This window comes from Rhodoblastus acidophilus (assembly GCF_009720655.1).
Lineage (GTDB): Bacteria > Pseudomonadota > Alphaproteobacteria > Rhizobiales > Beijerinckiaceae > Rhodoblastus > Rhodoblastus acidophilus_A.
In genome coordinates this window covers 1-21646 of sequence record NZ_WNKS01000010.1, presented here as the reverse complement: position 1 = coordinate 21646, position 21646 = coordinate 1, and the positions used below count along the sequence as shown (strand labels likewise).

At 64.5% G+C, this 21646-nt stretch carries 19 protein-coding genes, 1 tRNA gene and 1 pseudogene; 17 read left to right on the top strand and 4 right to left on the bottom strand.

Annotated elements, in window-relative coordinates; translation table 11 throughout:
• Positions 1–114 precede the first annotated feature (114 nt).
• The 13 genes from nuoG to GJ654_RS11950 all read left to right on the top strand — a co-directional run bounded on the left by nuoG (position 115) and on the right by GJ654_RS11950 (position 14230).
• Positions 115–2172 (top strand): NADH-quinone oxidoreductase subunit NuoG, encoded by a 2058-nt coding sequence (gene nuoG, locus GJ654_RS12010; RefSeq protein WP_155446402.1) that lies wholly within the window; start codon positions 115–117, stop codon positions 2170–2172.
• Positions 2173–2176: 4 nt separating this feature from the next.
• The gene (gene nuoH, locus GJ654_RS12005; RefSeq protein WP_155446401.1) at positions 2177–3187 is read left to right on the top strand and encodes an NADH-quinone oxidoreductase subunit NuoH; all 1011 of its coding nucleotides are present in this window, start codon (positions 2177–2179) and stop codon (positions 3185–3187) included.
• A gap of 7 nt (positions 3188–3194) precedes the next feature.
• On the top strand, positions 3195–3683 hold the full coding sequence (nuoI, locus tag GJ654_RS12000; protein WP_155446400.1) for an NADH-quinone oxidoreductase subunit NuoI: 489 nt from the start codon (positions 3195–3197) through the stop codon (positions 3681–3683).
• Between the two features lie 89 nt (positions 3684–3772).
• A complete protein-coding gene (locus GJ654_RS11995) occupies positions 3773–4384 on the top strand; it encodes an NADH-quinone oxidoreductase subunit J (protein ID WP_155446399.1) in 612 nt (203 codons plus the stop codon).
• Between the two features lie 11 nt (positions 4385–4395).
• Entirely contained in the window at positions 4396–4704 is a 309-nt protein-coding gene (gene nuoK / locus GJ654_RS11990; RefSeq protein ID WP_155446398.1) for an NADH-quinone oxidoreductase subunit NuoK, read from the top strand.
• A gap of 7 nt (positions 4705–4711) precedes the next feature.
• Entirely contained in the window at positions 4712–6712 is a 2001-nt protein-coding gene (nuoL, locus tag GJ654_RS11985) for an NADH-quinone oxidoreductase subunit L (protein WP_155446397.1), read from the top strand.
• Entirely contained in the window at positions 6713–8224 is a 1512-nt protein-coding gene (locus tag GJ654_RS11980) for an NADH-quinone oxidoreductase subunit M (RefSeq protein WP_155446396.1), read from the top strand.
• Between the two features lie 12 nt (positions 8225–8236).
• On the top strand, positions 8237–9673 hold the full coding sequence (gene nuoN, locus GJ654_RS11975) for an NADH-quinone oxidoreductase subunit NuoN (protein ID WP_155446395.1): 1437 nt from the start codon (positions 8237–8239) through the stop codon (positions 9671–9673).
• Between the two features lie 3 nt (positions 9674–9676).
• Positions 9677–10447 carry a biotin--[acetyl-CoA-carboxylase] ligase gene (locus GJ654_RS11970; RefSeq protein ID WP_264586239.1) on the top strand — a complete coding sequence of 257 codons (771 nt, stop codon included), beginning with the start codon at positions 9677–9679 and terminating at the stop codon, positions 10445–10447.
• Between the two features lie 11 nt (positions 10448–10458).
• Entirely contained in the window at positions 10459–12126 is a 1668-nt protein-coding gene (locus tag GJ654_RS11965) for a ribonuclease J (RefSeq protein ID WP_155446394.1), read from the top strand.
• Positions 12127–12282: 156 nt separating this feature from the next.
• Positions 12283–12687: a methylmalonyl-CoA epimerase gene (gene mce / locus GJ654_RS11960; protein WP_155446393.1), complete on the top strand. Its 405-nt coding sequence runs from the start codon at positions 12283–12285 to the stop codon at positions 12685–12687.
• Positions 12688–13119, top strand: coding sequence for an acyl-CoA thioesterase (locus tag GJ654_RS11955; protein WP_264586240.1), 432 nt, complete (start codon positions 12688–12690; stop codon positions 13117–13119). It begins immediately after the preceding gene.
• Between the two features lie 58 nt (positions 13120–13177).
• Positions 13178–14230 carry a potassium channel family protein gene (locus GJ654_RS11950; RefSeq protein WP_155446392.1) on the top strand — a complete coding sequence of 351 codons (1053 nt, stop codon included), beginning with the start codon at positions 13178–13180 and terminating at the stop codon, positions 14228–14230.
• Positions 14231–14237: 7 nt separating this feature from the next.
• Here the strand turns inward: GJ654_RS11950 and GJ654_RS11945 are convergent, their stop codons facing one another.
• Together GJ654_RS11945 and GJ654_RS11940 are read right to left on the bottom strand one after the other, a co-directional pair.
• Positions 14238–15284: a COX15/CtaA family protein gene (locus GJ654_RS11945; protein WP_155446391.1), complete on the bottom strand. Its 1047-nt coding sequence runs from the start codon at positions 15282–15284 to the stop codon at positions 14238–14240.
• Between the two features lie 136 nt (positions 15285–15420).
• Complete coding sequence (locus GJ654_RS11940; RefSeq protein ID WP_196305535.1) at positions 15421–15984, bottom strand: Spy/CpxP family protein refolding chaperone; 564 nt, start codon at positions 15982–15984, stop codon at positions 15421–15423.
• A gap of 128 nt (positions 15985–16112) precedes the next feature.
• On the opposite strand from GJ654_RS11940, the gene GJ654_RS11935 reads away from it, so the two are divergent.
• Positions 16113–16322, top strand: coding sequence for a DUF2842 domain-containing protein (locus GJ654_RS11935; RefSeq protein ID WP_155446389.1), 210 nt, complete (start codon positions 16113–16115; stop codon positions 16320–16322).
• A gap of 7 nt (positions 16323–16329) precedes the next feature.
• Here the strand turns inward: GJ654_RS11935 and GJ654_RS11930 are convergent, their stop codons facing one another.
• Positions 16330–18849, bottom strand: coding sequence for a cation-translocating P-type ATPase (locus GJ654_RS11930; RefSeq protein ID WP_155446388.1), 2520 nt, complete (start codon positions 18847–18849; stop codon positions 16330–16332).
• A gap of 90 nt (positions 18850–18939) precedes the next feature.
• Complete coding sequence (locus tag GJ654_RS11925; protein WP_155446387.1) at positions 18940–19977, bottom strand: polysaccharide deacetylase family protein; 1038 nt, start codon at positions 19975–19977, stop codon at positions 18940–18942.
• Positions 19978–20031: 54 nt separating this feature from the next.
• Here GJ654_RS11925 and GJ654_RS11920 point away from each other — a divergent pair, with 54 nt between their 5' ends.
• The 3 genes and pseudogenes from GJ654_RS11920 to GJ654_RS21235 form a co-directional block, all read left to right on the top strand.
• On the top strand, positions 20032–21159 hold the full coding sequence (locus tag GJ654_RS11920; protein WP_155446386.1) for a GNAT family N-acetyltransferase: 1128 nt from the start codon (positions 20032–20034) through the stop codon (positions 21157–21159).
• A 40-nt stretch (positions 21160–21199) separates the two neighbouring features.
• A tRNA-Lys gene (locus GJ654_RS11915) sits at positions 21200–21275 on the top strand.
• 213 nt (positions 21276–21488) lie between these two features.
• Positions 21489–21646 (top strand): annotated as a pseudogene (locus GJ654_RS21235) (IS630 family transposase); the annotation flags it as partial.

The following is a 21646-nucleotide window of genomic DNA, read 5'->3' as shown; positions in this document are numbered from 1 at the left end:
AAAAGGCGGGGTTCTTGCATCGGCGCGCCCGGTGTTAAAGCACCCTGAAAAAATGGTTCGGAGCTGGACCGGCGCGCGGAACACCCCGCCGCGTCCGGCGCAAAGGGAAGAAACATGGCGAAAATCATCGTCGATGGGATCGAAGTGGATGTCCCGGCGGAGTACACGCTGCTTCAGGCGGCGGAGACCGCCGGCAAGGAGATTCCGCGCTTCTGTTTCCACGAGCGCCTGTCGGTCGCCGGCAATTGCCGCATGTGTCTGGTCGAGGTGAAGGGCGGCCCGCCCAAGCCCACCGCCTCCTGCGCCATGTCGGTGAGGGATTTGCGGCCCGGCCCGAACGGCGAGCCGCCGGAAATGTTCACCAATTCGCCGATGGTGAAGAAGGCGCGCGAAGGCGTGATGGAATTCCTTCTCATCAACCATCCGCTGGACTGCCCGATCTGCGACCAGGGCGGCGAATGCGATTTGCAGGACCAGGCTTTGGCCTTCGGCCGCGACCGCTCGCGCTATAGCGAAAACAAGAACGCGATCGAGAACAAATATATCGGCCCTCTCGTGAAGACCGAGATGACCCGCTGCATCCAGTGCACGCGCTGCGTCCGCTTCACCGCCGAAATCTGCGGCACCTCCGACATGGGCAATATCGGCCGCGGCGAGGATTCCGAGATCACCACCTATCTGCAATCGGCGATGCGCTCGGAATTGCAGGGCAATGTCACCGATCTCTGCCCGGTCGGCGCGCTGCTGCCGCGTCCGCAGAATTTTCGCGCCCGTCCGTGGGAATACACCAAGACCCCCGGCGTCGATGTGTCCGACGCGCTCGGCGCCAATATCCGCATCGACACCCGCGGGCGCGAGGTCATCCGCATCCTGCCGCGCCTCAATGACGCGGTGAACGAGGAATGGATTTCCGACAAGGCCCGCCAGAGCGTCGATGGGCTGAAGCTGCAACGTCTCGACCGTCCCTATCTGCGCGAGAACGGACGTCTGCGTCCGGCGAGTTGGACGGAAGCGTTCAACGCCATTGCCGCCAAGGTGAAGGCGGTCTCGCCTGAAAAGATCGGGTTCATCGGCGGCGACCTGTCGTCGGTCGAGGATTTGTTCGCCGCCAAGGCGCTGGCCGACAAGCTGGGCGTGAACAACGTCGATTGTCGCCAGGACGGCGCGAAAATTCATCCGAAGAATGGCCGCGCCACTTACCTGTTCAACGCCACGGTCGAGGGCATCGACGCCGCCGACGCGCTCTTGATTGTCGGCTCGAACCCGCGCTGGGAATCGCCGGTGCTCAACGCCCGCATTCGCCGCCGTTGGCGCGCGGGGGATTTTCAAATCGCCGTCGTCGGGGAAAAACACGACCTCACTTACCCCTATGAGCATCTCGGCGCCGGTCCCGACACGCTGGCCAAGGTCGCTCGTGGCGAAGGTTTTGGGGCCGTTCTGGCGAAGGCCGAACGTCCGTTGATCCTGGTCGGCGCCGGCGCTCTGGCCCGCGAGGACGGCGAGGCTATCGCCGCGCTCGCCGCCAAGCTCGCCGTGAAGGGCGACTGGAACGGTTATTCCGTGCTGCATGCCGCCGCCTCGCGCGTCGGCGCGCTCGATATCGGCTTCGTGCCGGGCGAGGGCGGGCTTTCCGCCGCCGCCATGGCCAAGGCCGGGGCGCTGGACCTGCTGTTCCTGGTCGGCGCCGACGAAATCAACGTCGAGCCGGGGGCGTTCGTCGTCTATGTCGGCACGCATGGCGACCGGGGCGCGCATCGCGCCGACGTGATCCTGCCGGGCGCGGCCTATACGGAAAAATCCGGGCTTTACGTCAACACCGAAGGCCGCGTCCAATTGACCGATCGCGCCGGCTTCCCGCCCGGCGACGCCCGCGAGGACTGGGCGATTTTCCGCGCCCTGTCCGCCGTGCTCGGCAAAACCTTGCCGTTCGATTCGCTGGCGCAGCTTCGCGCGCTGCTCAACAAGGCTGTTCCGCACATGGCGCGGATCGACCAGATCGAAACGGCCGATGCGGGCGCTCTGGCAAAACTGCCGGCGGGCGCGCTCACCGGCGCGGCTTTCGTGTCGCCGATCACCGATTTTTATCTCACCAACCCCATCTCGCGTGCGTCAAAAGTCATGGCGGAATGTTCGGCCCTGGCCAAGGGCGCGCTGAAACAAGCGGCGGAATGAGATCATGGAAACCTTGCTCCCGCTCCTCCTCATCATCGGCAAGAGCCTTCTGCTGCTCATCCTCGGCCTGACGGCCATCGCCTATTACCTGCTCGCGGATCGAAAAATCTGGGCGGCGGTGATGTTGCGAAAAGGCCCCAACGTGGTGGGGCCCTGGGGCATCTGGCAAAGCTTTGCCGACATGATCAAATTCATGGTGAAGGAGCCGATCATTCCGGACGGCGCCAACAAGGGCGTGTTCATGATGGCGCCTTTGGTCACGGCGGCGTTGGCGCTGTCGGCCTGGGCGGTGATCCCCGTCAATGACGGCTGGGCCATCGCCAATTTGAACGTCGGCGTTCTCTACATTTTCGCCATCTCGTCGCTTGGTGTGTACGGCATCATCATGGGCGGCTGGGCGTCGAATTCGAAATATCCGTTCCTGTCGGCTTTGCGCTCCGCAGCGCAAATGGTGTCCTATGAAGTCTCCATCGGTTTTGTGATCATCACCGTGCTGCTTTGCGCGGGTTCTCTGAACCTCAACGACATCGTCAAGGCGCAGGACACGCAATGGGGGATGCTCGGCTGGTACTGGCTGCCGCTGTTCCCGATGTTCGTGATCTTCTTCATCTCGGCGCTGGCGGAAACCAACCGTCCGCCCTTCGATCTGGTCGAGGCGGAATCCGAACTCGTCGCCGGCTTCATGGTGGAATATTCGTCCTCGCCGTATCTGCTGTTCATGCTCGGCGAATATGTGGCGATCATCACCATGTGCGCGCTGCTGGTGATCTTGTTCTGCGGCGGCTGGCTGCCGCCCGCCAATATCTGGCCGCTGACCGAAGTGCCCGGCGTGATCTGGTTCGTCCTGAAGCTGACCTGGTTCTTCTTCCTGTTCGCCATGGTGAAGGCTTTTGTGCCGCGCTACCGCTACGACCAGCTGATGCGCCTGGGATGGAAGGTCTTCCTGCCGCTGTCGCTCGCCGCCGTCATCGTGGTCGCGGGTGTGCTGCAATTCGCCGGCTTTGCCGCGCAGTGAGGGTTTGATGCAAATCGCCGCCGCAATCAAAAGCCTGTTCCTGAAGGAGTTCTTCGGAGCTTTCTTCCTGACGTTCCGCTATCTGCTGAAGCCGAAGCCGACGATCAACTATCCGCACGAGAAGAACCCGCAATCGGTGCGCTATCGCGGCGAACATGCGCTGCGCCGCTATCCCAACGGGGAAGAGCGCTGCATCGCCTGCAAACTGTGCGAGGCCATTTGTCCCGCGCAGGCCATCACCATCGAGGCGGAGCCGCGCGGCAATGACGGCACGCGCCGCACCACGCGCTACGACATTGACATGACCAAGTGCATCTACTGCGGCTATTGTCAGGAAGCCTGTCCGGTGGACGCCATCGTCGAGGGGCCGAACGCGGAATTCGCGACCGAAACCCGCGAAGAGCTTTTTTACGACAAGCAGCGCCTGCTTGCCAACGGCGACACCTGGGAGCGCGAAATCGCGCGCAACCTCGCGGCCGACGCGCCGTACCGCTAATCCTCGCGCTTTTTTCAGGCGCGAAACGATCGAATGACCGTCGCCCCGAGCGACGCAACGAAACGGCCCGAAAGGGCGCAAGGTGGACCATGAGCGTAGCCACGGCCTTCTTCTACCTGTTCTCCTTCATCACCATCGCCTCGGCGGCCATGGTGATCCTGGGGCGCAATCCCGTTCACTCCGTGCTGTTTCTGATCCTCGCCTTTGTCAGCGCGGCGGGCCTGTTCGTGCTGGCCGGCGCGGAGTTCCTGGCGATGCTGCTGGTCGTCGTCTATGTCGGCGCCGTCATGGTGCTGTTCCTGTTCGTCGTCATGATGCTCGACGTGGATTTCGCCGAACTGCAGAAGAGCATGCGCCGCTACCTGCCGGTCAGCGGGTTGATCGGCCTCGTCGTTCTGGTCGAGTTGGTGCTGGTCGTCGGCTCCTGGACCGTGGCGCCCCAGGCCGTGCTGTCGACGCCGACGCCGGACGGGATGAGCAACACCGCCGCGCTCGGACAGGTGCTCTACACACAATATGCCTATCTGTTCCAGGCGGCGGGGCTTGTGCTGCTCACCGCCATGATCGGCGCCATCGTGCTGACGCTGCAACATCGTCCCAACGTCAAGCGCCAGAACATTTCCGCGCAGAACGCGCGCACCCGCGCCGGCGCCATCGAAAACAAGCAGGTCCCGTCCCGCACCGGCGTGCCGGTTCCCTGAGGAGCGCCAAAATGGTCATCGGTCTCGAACATTACCTGATCGTCGCGGCAATCGTGTTCACGCTGGGCGTCGCTGGCATCATCCTCAACCGCAAGAACGTCATCATCATCCTGATGTCGATCGAACTGATCCTGCTGTCGGTGAACATCAACCTCGTCGCCTTCTCGGCGCATCTGCGCGATCTCACCGGGCAGGTGTTCGCGATGTTCATCCTGACGGTCGCGGCGGCGGAAGCGGCCATCGGCCTCGCCATTCTCGTCACCTACTTCCGCAATCGCCACACCATTGCGGTGGAAGACATCAATATGATGAAGGGCTGAGCGAAACATGTATTCGGCAATCGTCTTCCTCCCCCTTCTCGGTTTCCTGATCGCCGGACTCGGCGGCAAGAAACTCGGCGACCGTCCCGCCGAAATCATCACGACCGCGCTGCTGTTCGTCTCCTGCGCGCTGTCGTGGATCACTTTTGTCGACGTCGGTTTGCATGACGGCCATTTTTCAGCTCCGGTGCTCGCCAATTGGATGACCTCCGGCGAGCTGAAGGTCGACTGGGCGCTACGCGTGGACACGCTGACCTCGGTGATGCTGATCGTGGTCACCACCGTGTCGGCGCTCGTGCATTTGTATTCCATCGGCTACATGCACGAGGACCCGTCTCGTCCGCGCTTCTTCGCCTATCTGTCGCTGTTCACCTTCGCCATGCTGATGCTGGTGACGGCGGACAATCTCGCGCAAATGTTCTTCGGCTGGGAAGGCGTCGGCCTCGCCTCCTATCTGCTGATCGGTTTTTGGTATGAAAAGCCGTCGGCCAATGCGGCGGCGATCAAGGCGTTCGTCGTCAATCGCGTCGGCGACTTCGGCTTTTCGCTGGGCATTTTCCTGGTGTTCATGCTCACCGGCTCGATCGCCTTCGACACGATTTTCGCCGCCGCGCCCGGGTTGGCGAACAAGAGCGTGCATGCGTTCGGGCTCGACTGGAACGCCATGACGCTCACCTGCCTGCTGCTGTTCATGGGCGCCATGGGCAAGTCGGCGCAGTTCCTGCTGCACACCTGGTTGCCGGACGCGATGGAAGGCCCGACCCCGGTCTCCGCGCTCATCCATGCCGCGACCATGGTCACCGCCGGCGTGTTCATGGTGGCGCGTTTGTCGCCGCTGTTCGAGCAGTCGGCGACCGCGCTCACCGTGGTCACGCTGGTCGGCGGCATCACCGCCTTCTTCGCCGCGACCGTCGGTCTGGTGCAGAACGACATCAAGCGCGTCATCGCCTATTCGACCTGCTCGCAGCTTGGCTACATGTTCGTCGGTCTGGGCTGCGGCGGCTATGCGCTCGGCATTTTCCACCTGTTCACCCACGCCTTCTTCAAGGCGCTGCTGTTTTTGGGCGCCGGCTCGGTGATCCACGCCCTGCATCATGAGCAGGACATGCGCCGCATGGGCGGATTGTGGAGCAAGATTCCCGTCACCTTCGCCTGCATGACCATCGGCACACTGGCGCTCACCGGTTTTCCGATGACGGCGGGTTATTTCTCCAAGGACGCGATCATCGAGGGCGCCTTCGCCGCCGGCGGTCACAGCTCTGCCGCCATGCTCGCCTTCGTGCTGCTGGTTCTCGCGGCGGGCATGACCTCGTTCTACTCCTGGCGCCTGGTGTTCATGACCTTCTTCGGCGAGCGCCGCTGGTCGGAGCAGTATCGCCTGCTGCACGGCCACCACGACGACCATGGGCATGACGACCATCATCACCATGTCGGCGAGCCCCATGAATCGCCGCTGACCATGATGGTTCCGCTGTTCGTGCTGTCGATCGGCGCGCTGGCCGCGGGCTATGTGTTCAAGGGCGAGTTCATCGGCCATGCCGCGGGTGAATTCTGGCGCAGCTCGCTGTTTGCCGGCGAGCACAACCATATCCTGCACGACATCCATGAAGTTCCGGAATGGGTCGGCATGGCGCCGTTCGCCATGATGGTCGGCGGTTTTGGTGTCGCGCTGTTCATGTATGTGATCGCGCCGAAGGTTCCGGCGAGCCTCGCCGGACGCTTCCCCAAGCTCTACCAATTCCTCTTGAACAAATGGTACTTCGACGAGCTCTACGACAAGATCTTCGTCAAGCCGGCGTTCTGGCTGGGACGCCTGTTCTGGAAGGGCGGCGACGGCGCCATCATCGACCGGTTCGGCCCGGATGGCGTGGCCGCGCGCGTGATCGACGGCGCCGGCTTCGCCTCGCGGCTGCAAACCGGCTTCATCTATAATTATGCGTTCGCGATGCTGCTCGGCCTCGCCGCGCTGATCACCTACGGCATGTTCTCGCTGGGCGGGGGGCAATAAATGTTCGGCTTTGGCATTCTCTCCGGGCTGACTTTCTTGCCCCTGGTCGGCGCCGGCTTGATCGCTCTGGTCAAGGAGGACAATGACGGCGGCAAGAACACGATCCGTTGGATCGCGCTGTGGACCACGCTGGTCACGCTGGCTTTGTCCTTCTACGCCTGGTCGCAGTTCGTCCCCGGCGTCGCCGACTTCCAGTTCGTCGAGGAGAAGAGTTGGTTCGGCTCCGGCCTCAGCTACAAGATGGGCGTGGACGGCATTTCGTTCCCGTTCGTGGTGCTGACCGCTTTTCTCATGCCGTTCTGCATCGCGGCCTCCTGGCAGTCGATCGACGTGCGCGTAAAGCAGTATTTCATCGCCTTCCTGGTGCTGGAAACGCTGATGATCGGCGTGTTCTGCGCGCTCGATCTCGTGCTGTTCTACCTGTTCTTCGAGGGCGGCCTGATCCCGATGTTCATCATCATCGGCGTCTGGGGCGGCAAGCGGCGCATCTACGCGAGCTTCAAATTCTTCCTCTACACGCTCGCGGGCTCGCTGCTCATGCTGGTCGCCATCATGGCCATGTATGCGCAGACCCACTCGACCGACATTGTCGGGCTGCTGACCACAAAATTCGATCCGGACCTGCAAAAATGGCTGTGGCTGGCCTTCTTCGCCTCTTTCGCGGTGAAGATGCCGATGTGGCCGGTGCATACTTGGCTGCCCGACGCCCACGTCGAGGCGCCCACCGCCGGTTCCGTCATCCTGGCGGGCATCCTGCTGAAAATGGGCGGCTACGGGTTCATCCGCTTTTCGCTGCCGATGTTCCCCGACGCGTCGCATTATTTCGCGCCGCTGGTGTTCGCGCTGTCGGTCATCGCCATCGTCTACACCTCGCTGGTGGCGCTGGTGCAGGAGGACATCAAGAAACTCATCGCCTACTCGTCCGTCGCGCACATGGGTTTTGTCACCATGGGCCTGTTCGCCATGAACCAGCAGGCGGTTGAGGGCGCGGTGTTCCAGATGGTGTCGCACGGCATCGTCTCAGGCGCGCTGTTCTTGTGCGTCGGCGTGGTCTATGACCGCATGCACACCCGCGAGATCGCGGCCTACGGCGGCATTGTCGCCAAAATGCCTGTCTATGCCGCCATCTTCATGGTGTTCACCATGGCCAATGTCGGCCTGCCCGGCACGTCAGGTTTCGTCGGCGAATTCTTGACCCTGATCGGCGCGTTCAAGGCCAACACCTGGGTCGCCCTGTTCGCCACCACCGGCGTCATCCTCTCCGCGGCTTACGCGCTCTACCTCTACTGGCGCGTGGTGTTCGGCAAGCTGGAGAAGCCCAGCCTGCAAGGCCTCGCCGACCTTTCGGCGCGTGAGTTCGCGATCCTCGCGCCGCTCGTGCTGCTGACGATCTGGTACGGCGTGCAGCCCAATCAGATTCTGCACGCCTGTTCCGGCGCCGTCGCGCAATTGATCAAGAATTACAACGCGGCGCTCGCCGTCACCCGCACGGCCGCCCTTTCGCTGTACTGAGAGTTTTGTCTCATGGAAACGCTGCAACTTGCCCTTGTCCACGCTCTGCCGGAAGTTATTCTGGCCGTTGGCGTGATCGCCATGGTCCTCGTCGGCGCCTTCCGGGGCAAGTCCGACGACGGGCCGATGAGTGAGATCGCCGTCGTGCTGCTCGGCGCGGCGCTGGTCGCCATCGTGCTGAAAACCCCGGGGGTCAGCGGCGTCGTCTTCGACAATGCTTTTGTTGACGACCGCTTCGGCGACTTCATGAAGGCGCTGGCGTTGATCGGCTCCATCGTCACCCTGCTGATGGCCGGCGATTTCTTTCGCGGCGAGGGCATCAACAAGTTCGAGTTCCCGATCCTGGTCGTGCTGGCGACGCTCGGCATGCTGATGCTGATCTCGGCCAACGGGTTGATTTCGCTCTATCTCGGCCTCGAACTGATGTCGCTCGCCCTCTATGTCACGGCGGCGCTGGCCCGCGACGACGCGCGGGCGTCCGAGGCGGGGCTGAAATATTTCGTTCTCGGCGCGCTGTCGTCGGGCATGCTGCTCTATGGCGCCTCGCTGCTCTACGGGTTTTCCGGAACGGTGTCGTTTACCGGCATAGCCGCCGCCATCGGCGACCATCCCAATGTCGGCGTGATTTTTGGACTCGTGTTCCTGTTCACGGGACTTGCGTTCAAAATGTCCGTCGTCCCGTTCCACATGTGGACGCCCGACGTCTATGAGGGCGCGCCGACGCCGGTGACCGCCTTCTTCGCCTCGGCGCCGAAAATGGCGGCGGTGGCCATCGCCACCCGCGTCATCTACACCGCCTTCCCCGGCGCGACCCACCAGTGGCAGCAGATCGTCATCTTCATGTCGATCGCATCCATGGCGCTCGGCGCCTTCGCCGCGATCAAGCAGGACAATATCAAGCGCCTGATGGCCTATTCCTCCATCGGCCACATGGGTTTTGCCCTCGTCGGTCTCGCGGCGGGCACGGAAGAGGGCGTGAAGGGGGTTTTGTTCTACATGGCGATCTATCTCGTCATGACGCTCGGCGCTTTCGCCGCCATCCTGTCGATGCGCGTCAACGGCAGGCCGGTGGAAAAGATCGCCGACCTCTCCGGCCTCGACAACACCAACCGGCCCATGGCGCTGTTCATCGCGCTGCTGATGGTGTCGCTGTCGGGCGTGCCGCCGCTCGCGGGCTTCTTCGCCAAATGGTACGTGTTCCTGGCGGCGGTGCAGGCCAATCTGTTCGCCCTCGCGGTGATCGGCGTGCTGTGCTCGGCCGTGGCCGCTTTCTACTACTGGCGCATCATCAAGGTGATGTATTTTGACGACGCCGCGCCGGCCTTCGACAAGCCCAGCCTGACGCTGCGCGCCGTGCTGGCCGTTTCCGCCGTCTCCATGCTGCTCTACTGGGTCTATCCGGCCCCGCTGGTGCAGGCCGCCGAATCCGCCGCTAAATCGCTGTTCTGATCTGTGGAGACAGGGCAGGGCGCGGCGCGGGCGGGCTACCGCCTGGAGTATTTTGAAGAGCTGGGCTCGACCAACGACGAGGCGGTGTCGCGGATCGCCTCGGGCGATCCCGGACGGCTCTGGATTGTCGCGGATCGTCAGACCCGGGGCAGGGGGCGGCTGGGGCGTGTGTGGTCCTCGCCCTCAGGCAATTTTTTTGGCAGTCTGGTGCTGATCGAGCCGTGTGCGCGGGCGGTGGCGCCGCAACTGGGATTTGTCGCGGGCGTGGCGCTCGCCGATGCGTTGCGCGGGCTGCTCGGCGGCGACCGCAGGCTGGCTCTGAAATGGCCAAACGACGCGCTTTATGACGGCGCGAAACTTTCGGGGCTGTTGCTTGAGAGTTCTGGCGGCGCGAATTCGCCCTTCGGCTGCGTCATCGGCTTCGGCGTGAACTGCGAAACCCATCCCGACGACACGCCCTATCCCGCGACGAGTTTGAACGCAATCGGCGCCCGCGTTGGCCGCGACGCCGTGTTCATGGCGCTCTCCGATGCGCTGGCCATGTGGCTCGATTTTTGGGCGCGCGGCGACAATTTCGCTTACATCCGCCGCGCCTGGCTCGATGTCGCCGGCGGCCTCGACGCGCCGGCGGAAGTCCAGCGCAATGGAAATGTCACAAAGGGAGTCTTTCGCGGCATTGACGCGCAGGGGCGCATGCTGTTGGAACGCCTTGACGGAAATATGGAAACGATCGAGGCGGGCGATCTCAGTTTTGCGCCGCCGAATTTTGGATGAAGGGCTGATAAATGCCTTCCGCACAGGAAGAACTGGTCTTCGCCCCGCTCGGGGGCCTGGGCGAAATCGGCATGAACGCGGCGCTCTATGGTTTTGGCGCGCCGGGCAAGCGAAAATACATTCTGGTCGATTGCGGCGTGGCCTTCGCCCACACCGACATGCCCGGCGTCGACCTGATCCTGCCCGACCCCGCCTTCATCGAGAAGAACCGCAAGGACCTTTTGGGGATCGTCCTCACCCACGCCCATGAGGACCATGTCGGCGCCATCGCCGCGCTGTGGCCGCGCCTGCGCTGCCCGGTTTACGCCACCCCCTTCGCCAACGGCCTGTTGCAGACCCGCCGCCTCGCCGAACCGGGGGCGCCCAAAGTGCCGATCGAGGTCGTGCTGCAGGGGAGCCGGTTGCAACTCGGTCCGTTCGAGATCGAATTCGTCGCCATGTCGCACTCGATCCCTGAGGCCTGTCTGCTCGCGATCCGCACGCCGGTTGGAACGGTGGTGCATTCCGGCGACTGGAAGCTCGACGAAAATCCCGGACTGGGACGCCCGACCGACATCGCGCGGTTGAAGGAAATCGGCGACGAGGGCGTGCTGGCGCTGATCTGCGATTCCACCAACATTCTGCGCGAGGGCGAAAGCCCGTCCGAGGCGCATGTCGCCGAAATCTTGCGCGAGAAAATCTCCGCCGCGCAGGGCAGGGTGCTGGTCACCACGTTCGCCTCCAACATCGCGCGTCTGCGCGCCGTCTGTCTCGCCGCGCAGGAGGCCGGGCGGCAGGTGGTGCTGGCGGGCCGCGCTATGGAGCGCTCGCTCGATGTGGCGCGCGAATGCGGCTATCTCGAAGGCGTGCCGGAGACGCTGTCGCTCGAAGCCTTTTCGCGTTTGCCCGCGCAAAAAGTGCTGGTGCTGGCGACGGGGAGCCAGGGCGAGGCGCGCGCGGCCATGTCGCGCATCATTCGCGGCGACCACGCTGTCAGACTGGGCGCGAACGATCTCGCCATCTTCTCCTCGCGCACCATTCCCGGCAATGAGCGCGAGGTCGGCGCCATCGTCAACGCGCTGATCCTGCAAGGAGTCGACGTCGTCACCGGCCATGACGCGCTGGTGCATTGCTCCGGCCATCCCCGGCGCGGCGAGGTCGAGCAGCTTTATCAGTGGCTGCGGCCAAAAATCGCCGTGCCCGCGCATGGAGAGCCGCTGCATCTGAGGGTCCACGCCGCCTTCGCCCGCCAGATGGGGGTCGAGCACGTGATCACCGCCCACAATGGCGACATGATCGCGCTGGGGCCGGATGCGCCCGGCCACCTGCCGGGGATCGCCCACGGAAAGCTCTATCGCGACGGCGAGGTCATTCTCAGCGAGATGGACGATTGCTTCCGCCAGCGCCATCGCCTGGCGGCGGCGGGCATTGTCAGCATCGCCTTCGCGCTCAACGACAAGGGCGATTTGATCGGAACGCCCGACATGGTTACGTTTGGGCTGCCGCGTGTGGGGCTCGACGGTCGCGCGCTCGACGACGTGATTGACCGCGCCCTGTTCGATACGCTGGACTCCCTGCCCAAGGCGAAGAAAAGGGACCCGGACGTCGCTTGCAACGCGGTGGAGAAATCGGTGCGCGCGGCGGTCGCCGCCGTGTGGGGGAAAAAGCCGCAGGTGCATGTGCTGGCGATAGAGGTTTGACAGCGGATTCGTGGACCGCCCTCGTGCTTCGAGACGCCGCCTCCGGCGGCTCCTCAGCATGAGGGCTACTATAGAGAGAGCCCTCATGGTGAGGAGGTCGCCAAAGGCGACCGTCTCGAACCATAGCTATCGGAACGAATGCTTGAGGAGATTCGGATGATCGGACGTTTGAACCATGTCGCCATTGCGGTGAAGGACCTTGCGGCGGCCTCCAAAACCTATCGCGAGGTGCTGGGCGCGAAGGTGTCGGAGCCGAAGGCCCAGCCCGATCACGGCGTCACCGTCGTCTTCATCGAACTGCCCAACACCAAGATCGAGCTGCTGGAGCCGCTCGGCGAAGCCTCGCCGATCGCCAAGTTTCTGGAAAAGAACCCCGATGGCGGCATGCACCATGTCTGCTACGAGGTGGAGGACATTCTCGCGGCCCGCGACCGCCTGAAAGCGGGGGGCGTTCGGGTGATCGGCGACGGCAATCCGAAAATCGGCGCGCACGGCAAGCCGGTGCTGTTCCTGCATCCCAAGGACTTCAACGGCACGCTGGTCGAAATCGAGCAGGTCTGAGTGCGCGAGACGCCTCACCCTGTTCTCGACGATTTCCCGTTCCGCACCCATGAAAAGCTGCGTTACGGCGACACCGACCGGCAGGGGCATGTCAACAACGCCGTTTTCGCCACGTTTTTCGAGACGGCGCGCGTGGACATGCTCATGGCCGGCGACGTCGACCTGAAGGGCGAGACCGGGGCGTTTGTGTTGGCGCGGCTCGCCATCGATTATGTGCGCGAGATCCACTGGCCCGGCGAGGTCGAAATCGGCACCCGCATCCTCGCCGTGGGCCGCTCCTCGTTGCGGCTGGAGCATGCCGTTTTCGACAACGGGGTTTACGCCGCGCGGGGTGAGGATGTGACTGTCCTCACCGACACCGCCACGCGCAAGTCGAAACCGTTTTCGGACGAGGCGCGGGCGTGGCTCGAGGCGTGGCTGCAAAAAATCTGATTTTGCTGGATCGGAGCCGTTTCCTCCTGCATAGAAGGAAGAAATCTTCGGTTTCACCATGACTTCCGGATTTCTCGCCTCTCCGCTCCGCAACGTCATCGGCGGCGTCGCCTTCGTCGCCGTGGTGTCGGCGCTGGCCGTCGGCGCCTATGTGTCGCAGGGCTGGAGCCTGGGCGACGCCGTCTTCATGGTGCTCACGACCATTTACACCGTTGGCTATGGCGAGGTGCAACCCGTGCAGACGCCGGCCTTGCGCGCCATTACCATCGGCCTGATGGTGGTGGGCTGCACGGGCATGGTGTTCACCACGGGTTCGCTGATCCAGCTCATCACCGCCGCCCAGTTCCAGCAGGTTTTTGGAAACCGCCGCATGCAGAAGGAAATCGACGGCCTGCATGGCCACGTCATCGTCTGCGGTTTTGGCCGCATCGGCCAAAAACTTTGCCGCGAACTCAAGGCGGCGCGCGTTCCTTTCGTCGTCATCGACCATGATCCCAAGCGGATGGAATCGGCGCGCGTGTCCGACCATGTGTTCATGCAGGCCGACGCCACCGACGACGAGGCGCTCAAGCGCGTGGGCATCGGCAGGGCGAAGTCGCTCGCCACCGTTCTGCCCGACGACGCCGCCAACGTCTTCATCACCCTGTCGGCCCGCGCCCTGAACCCCGGCATTTTCATTGTCGCGCGCGGCGAATCGCCGTCCACCGAGCGCAAGCTGGTGCAGGCGGGGGCGAACCGCGTGGTGCTGCCGGCGCGCATCGGCGCGGAGCGCGTGGCGGAACTGCTGCTGTTCGACGACATCAACAGCATTGTCGCGCGCATGCGCGCCGGCGGCAGCGACCGGCTCGCCGCCGACCTGCGCCTGCTCGGCCTCGACATGGAGGTGATCGCGGTCGAGGCCGGCAGCAAATGCGACAAGCATACGATCGGCGAGATCGAAAAGCTGGGGGCCGGCGCCTTCCTGATCGTGGCGCTGGAAAAGCGCGGCGGCGGCGCGCTGATCCAGCCGGAGCCCGGCGCTTTCGTCGAGGCCGGCGACGGTCTCGCCATCGTCCGCCGCCCGGAAAAGGCGCAGATGCTGGAGGCGTTGTTCGCGGCGGGGGGCGCGTGAAACCGGGTCACCCCAGCTTGGCGCGATGCAGGGTCGCCAGCGCCAGCACGCCGACCGCCAGCGCCTGATGCGCCAGCGCGGCGGGCAGGGGCGCCGCCAGCAGCAGTGTGGTCACGCCCAAGCCCGCTTGCGCCAAAATCAGCAGCGCCAAAGCCAGCGCGCGCCGCACCGCCCGCCGCGCCAGACGCTCGCGGCTGATGTGGAAGGCGTGGAACAGGCAGAGCAGCAGCGCCAGATAGGCGGCCATGCGGTGCTGGAACTGCACGGTGAGCGCGTTGTCGAAAAAATTGGCCCAGAGCGGCGTCAGGCTGAACAGGCTTTCGGCTGGCGGGATGAAACGCCCGTCGATCAGCGGCCAGGTGTTATAGGCGAGGCCGGCGCGCGCTCCCGCCACCAGCGCGCCAAAGCCGATTTGCGCGAAAACGAGCGCCAGCAGCAGGCCCGCCTCGATTCGAAAACCCCGGGCGTCCCGGCCCATGGGATCGCGGAAGTTCGGCCGCAGTCCCTCCGCCGTCCAGAGAATCGCGACGAAGGTGAAACAGGCGAGCAGCAGATGGAGGACGAGCCGCGCCTGCGCCACTGCCGTGCGCTCCGAAAGCCCCGAATACACCATCCACCAGCCGACAAAACCCTGGAGCCCGCCCAGCGCCAGGATGAACAGCAGTTTTCCGCGCAAGGCGCCGGTTACAAGCCCCTTTAGCCAGAAAAAGGCGAGCGGCAGGGCGAAGGCGAGCGCGATCAGCCGCCCCAGCACCCGGTGCGCCCATTCCCAGAGATAGATGGTCTGGAAGCGGGACAGGTCCATGTCCGCGAATATCTGCGCATATTGCGGATTCTGCTTGTATTTTTCAAAGGCGTCGCGCCAGTCGTCCTGCGACAGCGGCGGCATGACGCCCGTGATCGGCTTCCATTCCGTGATCGAAAAGCCTGAAACGGCGAGCCGGGCGGCGCCGCCCGCCAAGACCATCAGGGCGATCAGCCCGGCGACAGCGAACAGCCAGCGCCGGACGGCGGCGAGCGGGTCGGCGACTGTGGTCTTGGCGTTCTGCAACATGGGCGCTTCCGAAAGCCCAAATCTATCCCGCACGCTGCGCCGCGGCAAAGAAAAACCGCGCCGAGGGGGGATCGGCGCGGTTTCCCTTGCTTCGGGCGGGGAACGGGGGGGGAGGCGCCCGCGCCCGAACTGAAAATCAGTCTTCGTTGACGCAGCCGCCGCGCGACTCGTGATGATCCATGCCGCCGCGCATCATTCCGCCCATCATTCCCGGGCCCATCATGCCTTCGCCCATGCCGCCGTGCGGACCGTGATGACCCCGATGCCGGCTGATCTCGTCGAACTGGCCTTTCTGGCGCTCGTCCAGGCTGTTGTAGAAGGCGAGCAGTTTCGGAGTCTCGGCCTTCAGAGCGTCCAGCCGGGCTTGCAGCCGGGCCTGGCGGAATTCGAGCCGCTTTTCAAACGTCAGGTTTGCAGGATTGGCGGCGCACATGGCCGCGCGATTGTCCGCCATGGATTTGGCGCGCACGGCCTGCACATCCTTGAACGCGGCCTTTTGCGCGTCGGTCAGCCTCAGGCGTTCCGCGAGGCGCTCGGCGCGCTGCTTCTGCATGTCGGCGAATCTGTCGCCGAATTTTTCATCCGAGCAAAAGCGCTCGTGGCGGGATCCCGGGTCGTCCCAGCCGGCCTGCGCCGGCGGCAGCGCGTAGGCGGCCAAGCCGCAGGCGAGGGCGAGGGAAGCAATTCTGAAAACACGCATTTCGGTCTCCAATGGGGCGAGCGCGGGGCTCATCCTTGACGCCTTATTTAGGATCGCCCGGCTGAATTTCACATGAACGACTTGAGGTAAAATTGTGACTGCGGGATAAGACGGCAAAAGGAGACGTCATGACCAGTCGCACGCGAAAACTGATCGGAGCCCTGATCATGGTGCCCTTCGTGGTGATCTATGCGCTGATCGCCATGGTTCTGGCGCAGTACACGGCGATGAAGCTGGAGTCGCAGGTGCTGCGCTTCCTCATTTTCGCCGTGCTCGGCCTCGGCTGGGCGCTGCCGATGATGCCGCTCATCAAGTGGATGGAAAAGCGGGACGCCTGACGCGCGATCAAGCGCTGCGTCGCGCCAAGAAGACATTGCGCGCGGCCTTTAGGCTTTCCGACACGACCAGCACGGTCAACCCTACGCCCAGCGACAGGGAGAGGTCGTCGGCGTGCAACGGGCCGAAACGGAAGAGATCGCGCAGGGTCTGCCATAGCAGCGAGGCCGCGAGCATGGCCGCCACGGCGGGAAGCGTGATCGCCAGGGCGGGATTGGGCCGCAGCACCGCCTTCAGCAGCGAGGCGTCGGTCGAGCGGTTCACCAGGATCAGCGCGACAATGGCGATGACGAGAGAGAAAAACACCAGCGCGCGCACTTCGTCGCCTGGCACGCCTCGCCCCAGCGCGATCACGTAGATCGTCGCCGTCAGCGCCAGGGCGAGCGCGCCCTGGAACAGACCCCACAGGATCATGGAAACCGAGAACAGCGGCTCGGCCGGGTCACGCGGCGGCCGGCGCATCAGGCCGTCCTCCTCGGTCTCCGCCTCGAACACCAGGGAGCAGACGGGGTCAATGATCATTTCGAGAAAGGCGATGTGGACCGGGCCGAACAGGATGGGCGCGCCCAAGAACAGCGGCGCCAGCGCGAGCCCGGCGATGGGAACGTGCACAGCGAAAATGAAACTCATCGCTTTGCGCAGATTGTCGTAGATGCGCCGTCCCAACCGCACCGTCTTGACGATGGAGCCGAAATCGTCGTCGAGCAGCACTATGGAGGAGGCCTCGCGCGCCACATCCGTCCCGCGCCCGCCCATGGCCACGCCGATATGCGCGGCCTTCAGAGAGAGCGCATCGTTCACGCCGTCGCCGGTCATGGCGACGACCTCGCCGCCCGCCTTCAACGCCTCGACGACGCGCAATTTTTGGTCGGGCATGATCCGCGCGAACACCGAGGTTTTTCGAATACGGGCGGCGAGCGCCTCGTCGGACAGGCCCTCGATCTCGCGACCGGTGAGATGGTCTTCGCTTGAAATGCCCGCTTGCCGCGCGATGGCGAGCGCCGTCGCGGGATAGTCGCCGGTGATCATCACCACGCGTATGCCCGCGCTGCGGCATTCGGCGACGGCGGCCGGAACGTCGGCGCGGATCGGGTCGGCGAGGCCGACGAGGCCCAGGAATTCAAAATTGAAGTCTTTCTGGACCTCCGGCAGGTCCGCTCCGGTAAAATCCGCGCGGGCGACGCCGAGCACGCGCAGTCCCGAAGCGGCCATGTCGTCGACCGTCGCCGCCAGTTTTGTGCGGGTGGACGGCGGCAGGCGGCAGAGCGCGACAATGTCCTCCGGCGCGCCCTTGGCCGCGACGATCCGCTCGCCGTCGGCCGTCGCCCATACCTGGGTGACGACGAGGCAATCCGGGCGCAGGGGGTAAACCCGAACAATCTCGCCGCGCGGCGGCGGCGCGCCGGTTTGCCGCGCCAGCGCCAAAAACGCCTTTTCCATGGGATCGAACGGCGCGGGCGCACAGGCCAGCGCGCCGAACGTCAAATTTTCGGCGGCGGCCGTCGGCAGGATTTTCGAGTCCGGGCCAATGGAAAACGTTTCGCCGTCGCGGCGCAATTGAGCGATGGCCATGCGGTTCTGGGTCAGCGTGCCCGTTTTGTCCGTGCACAGCACGGTGGCCGAACCCAGAGATTCAATCGCCGCAGCGCGGCGGGTCAGCACGCGCGCCTGCGAAATACGCCATGCGCCCATCGCCATGAACACGGTCAGCACGACCGGGAATTCCTCCGGCAGCATGGACATGCCGATCGCGATGCCGGCCAGCAGCGCGTCGAGGCCGTTGCCGCGCAAGATCCAGTAAAGCGCGACCACCAGCGCGCTGACCACGCCGCCGAAGGTCGCCGCGATGATCACCAGCCGCCGGGTCTGTGTTTGCAAGCGCGGCGCCTCCGTCTCCAGGCTTGCCAGCGACTTGCCGATCTTGCCGATTTCGCTGCGGGGACCCGTTGCGGTCACCTCGGCGAGTCCGCCGCCGCGCACGATCAGGGCGCCCGAATAGACCCGGTCGTCTCCAGAGACCAGGGCTTTCGTGGGCGCCGCGTCGGACGCCCGCTTGCGCGCCGGCGCGGATTCTCCCGTCAGCAGGGATTCGTCGGCCTGAAGATCCTGGGCCTCGATGAGGCGCGCGTCGGCGGGGACGCGGTCGCCCTCGGCCAGCACGATCAGGTCGCCGCGCACGACGTCGCGGCCGGGGATTCGCTGGCGTTCTCCATCGCGGATCACCAGCGCGCGCGGGCTGGTCAGGTCGCGAAGCGCTTCCAGCACGCGTTCGGTGCGCGCCTCCTGCACCACGGTGATGACGATGGAAAGGCAGGCGAAGGCCATCAGGATGATGGCTTCCTTAGTGTCGCCGAGGGCGAGATAGACGCCGCCGCCGCCGATAAGCAGAGCGAGCATTGGCTCGCGCAGCACCTCCAGCACAATGCGCGCGAGCGTGCGGCGATCGGGCTGCGGCAGTTCGTTCGGACCTTCGGCGTCAAGGCGCGCGGCGGCCTCGGCGGAGGTCATCCCGGTCGGCGAAGCCACCATGGTTCTCCTCGTTGACGCGCCGTTTGCGAATCTGGCCCGGCGACGCCGTCAAGTCTCTGTCGGAATCGACAAAACGCGCAACGCGCCCTATTAGGCCACATTGACCCTCCGCCCAAAATTCCAAAGCAGGAATGGCGCGCCAGACAGCAGGATATCGAGAGAAGCGATGTCCTGCCACAATCCGTTGACGGAAACCCGGGGCAGCGCGTGCAGATGAGCCGCATGTTCGGGAAAAATCATGCCGGGACGCGTGGTGACGGCGCTGGCGAAGCCGAGCTCTTCGGCGAGCGCGAATTCGCGGGGGCCGGCCGAGGTCGGATCGCCCACCGGATAGGCGAAATGCGGGCAGGCGCGGCCGAGTTCGCGCTCCAGAACCTCGCGGCTGCAAACCATTTCGGCGCGGGCCTGGTCTTGAGGGAGCTGCCGCAGACGCGGGTGGGTCATGGAATGCGCGCCGAAACCGGCGAGATCGCATTGCGCCAGCCGCCTGAGGCCGTCCCAGTCCAGACACAGCCGCTCGACCAGCGCGACCGGGTCCACCCCGGCGCGGTCGCGCAGCAGCGCGACGCCGTCGAGCAGCGCCTTTTCGCCCTGCGCGCGAAACGTCCAGTAGATTTTGTCGAAGGCGGCGGCTTTTTCGCCCGCGTCGCGCGCGGAAAAATTCTGGCCGCCCAGCTGGATGTGGTCCAGGCGGCGCACGGCCTCCTCCAGCTCCACCCACCACAGGCGGGCGGTGCGAGACGCGAGGCCGGGGGTGATGTAGGTCATGAAGGGCGCGCGATGGCGCTCCAGCACGGGCAGGGCGTGTTCGGCCGCGTCACGAAACCCGTCGTCGAAGGTCAGGACGGCGAAATTCGCGCCTTCGCCCGAAACCAGCCGCCGCAAGGCCTCGTCCAGCGTCACGAGGTCGAGGCCGCTGGCGCGCAGGCGCGTGAGGGCGGCGTCGAGAAAGGCGGGCGTGATTTCCAGCAGGGCGTTGGGCGCGAATTCTTGGCAGTCCGCCGGCCGCACCCGGTGCAAGGTGAGGATCACGCCGCGCCCGCGAACGCCGGCGCCGGCGAGGCGGTGCAGGCCGGCGCGGCGAAACAGCGAAAAGCCGGCCGCGACCATGTGGCGTTTCAAGCTCATGGCGAGAGCTTAGCAAGGGCGTGTTGACCCTTTGTTGCTAGACTTGCCAGCGTCATGAAAAATCCCCCCTGCGTCCAATCTTTCGACCGTGTCGACGTCTTCCGCGATCCGCGCGAGGCGCTGGCGTGCTGGCGGGTGTTGTCGGCGGATCGCTGCGGCTCGTTCTATCAATCCGAAACGTTCTTGCTGAACTGGCTTGAGGTTTACCGCGGGGTCGAGCCGTTCTTTATCGTCGCGCGCGCGGCCGGCGCCCCCGTTGCGCTGCTGCCGCTGGGTTTGCGTCGCGTCGGTCCGCTGCGCGTGGCGAAATTTCTGGGCGGCAGCCATGCCAACTACAATCTCGGCCTGTTCCGCGATCCCGACGCCTTCGCCGCCGAAGATATCGCCGCGCTGCTGCGCGCCGCCGCGCGCGCGCCGGGCGGCCCGCATCTCTATCGCCTTCTCAATCTGCCAAGAATTTGGAATGGCGTCGAGAATCCGCTGTTGCGGCTGCCGCATCAGGACGGCGCAAGCCCGGCCTATTGCACCGCGCTTGCGGATGACGGCGATGTCTGGCTCTCGCACAAACTCTCCGCCGACACGCGCAAGAAATTGCGCAAGAAGGAGAAGCGGCTCACGGACCGGGGCGCGCTCAGCTATTTTCGCGCGCCGCCGGAACGGGCCGAAACGCTGCTCGACGTCTATTTCGCGCAGAAACAGAACAATTATACGCTGGGGAGCGTCAGCGAGATCGCCCGCGCGCGCGCGTTCTATGGGCGTTTGGCGGGGCAGGGGCTGGAGCTGCATGTTCTGGCGCTCGCGGGACGGCCGATCGCGATTCTGGCGGCGGGGCTGAACGGCGAGCGGTTGCAGGGGCTGTTCAACGCATACGATGCCGATCCGGAAATCGCGAAATCGAGTCCCGGCGACCTGCTCCTGGCGCGCGTTCTGCGGGACGCTTGCGCGCGCGGGCTGAAATGTTTCGACCTGGGGCTGGGCGAGGCGCGCTACAAGGCGATGTTTTGCGGCGAGCGGGAGGCGATGGCGGATGTGGTGTTCGCCGCCACACCCTTGGGGGCGCTGGCGGCGCCGTTGTTTGTCGCGGACCTGAAGGTCAAGGCGGCGGTCAAGAACAATGCGAAGGTTTGGCGCGTTGTGCAGCGCCTGCGCCGTTACGTGGCGCGGGCGCGGAATTTGGCTTGACCACCCGCGCCAAGCCCTGTAACTCCCGCAGACCCTTTGAGAGCGCGTAGCTCAGCCGGTAGAGCATCTGACTTTTAATCAGAGGGTCCAGGGTTCGAGTCCCTGCGCGCTCACCAAGCCTTTTCAAAGGCTTAAGTGACAAAAGCCCAGCCTTTGCGCTGGGTTTTTTCGTTCTGGTAAGCATCTGGTAAGCAGATTTTGAAACTTCGGCGTCGCGGTGAAACGCACGCGAGAGCCACGGCTGATACCAAGTCTCCGAGAGACTGACTCGGCGGCGGATTCCCGAATCGGCTTTTGTTTGATTCAACAGGCGAACCTGGAGGTTCGCCATGCCGATTGCCCTTCGCACAGATTTTGACGCGCGTTCCATTCGAGTTGCCGCCAAGCGCGCGAAGGATGCGGCGCAGGCGCGACGGTTGTTGGCTTTGGCGGCGATCTACGAAGGCGCCAGCCGGGATAAAGCAGCCGAGATCGGCGGCGTGACGCG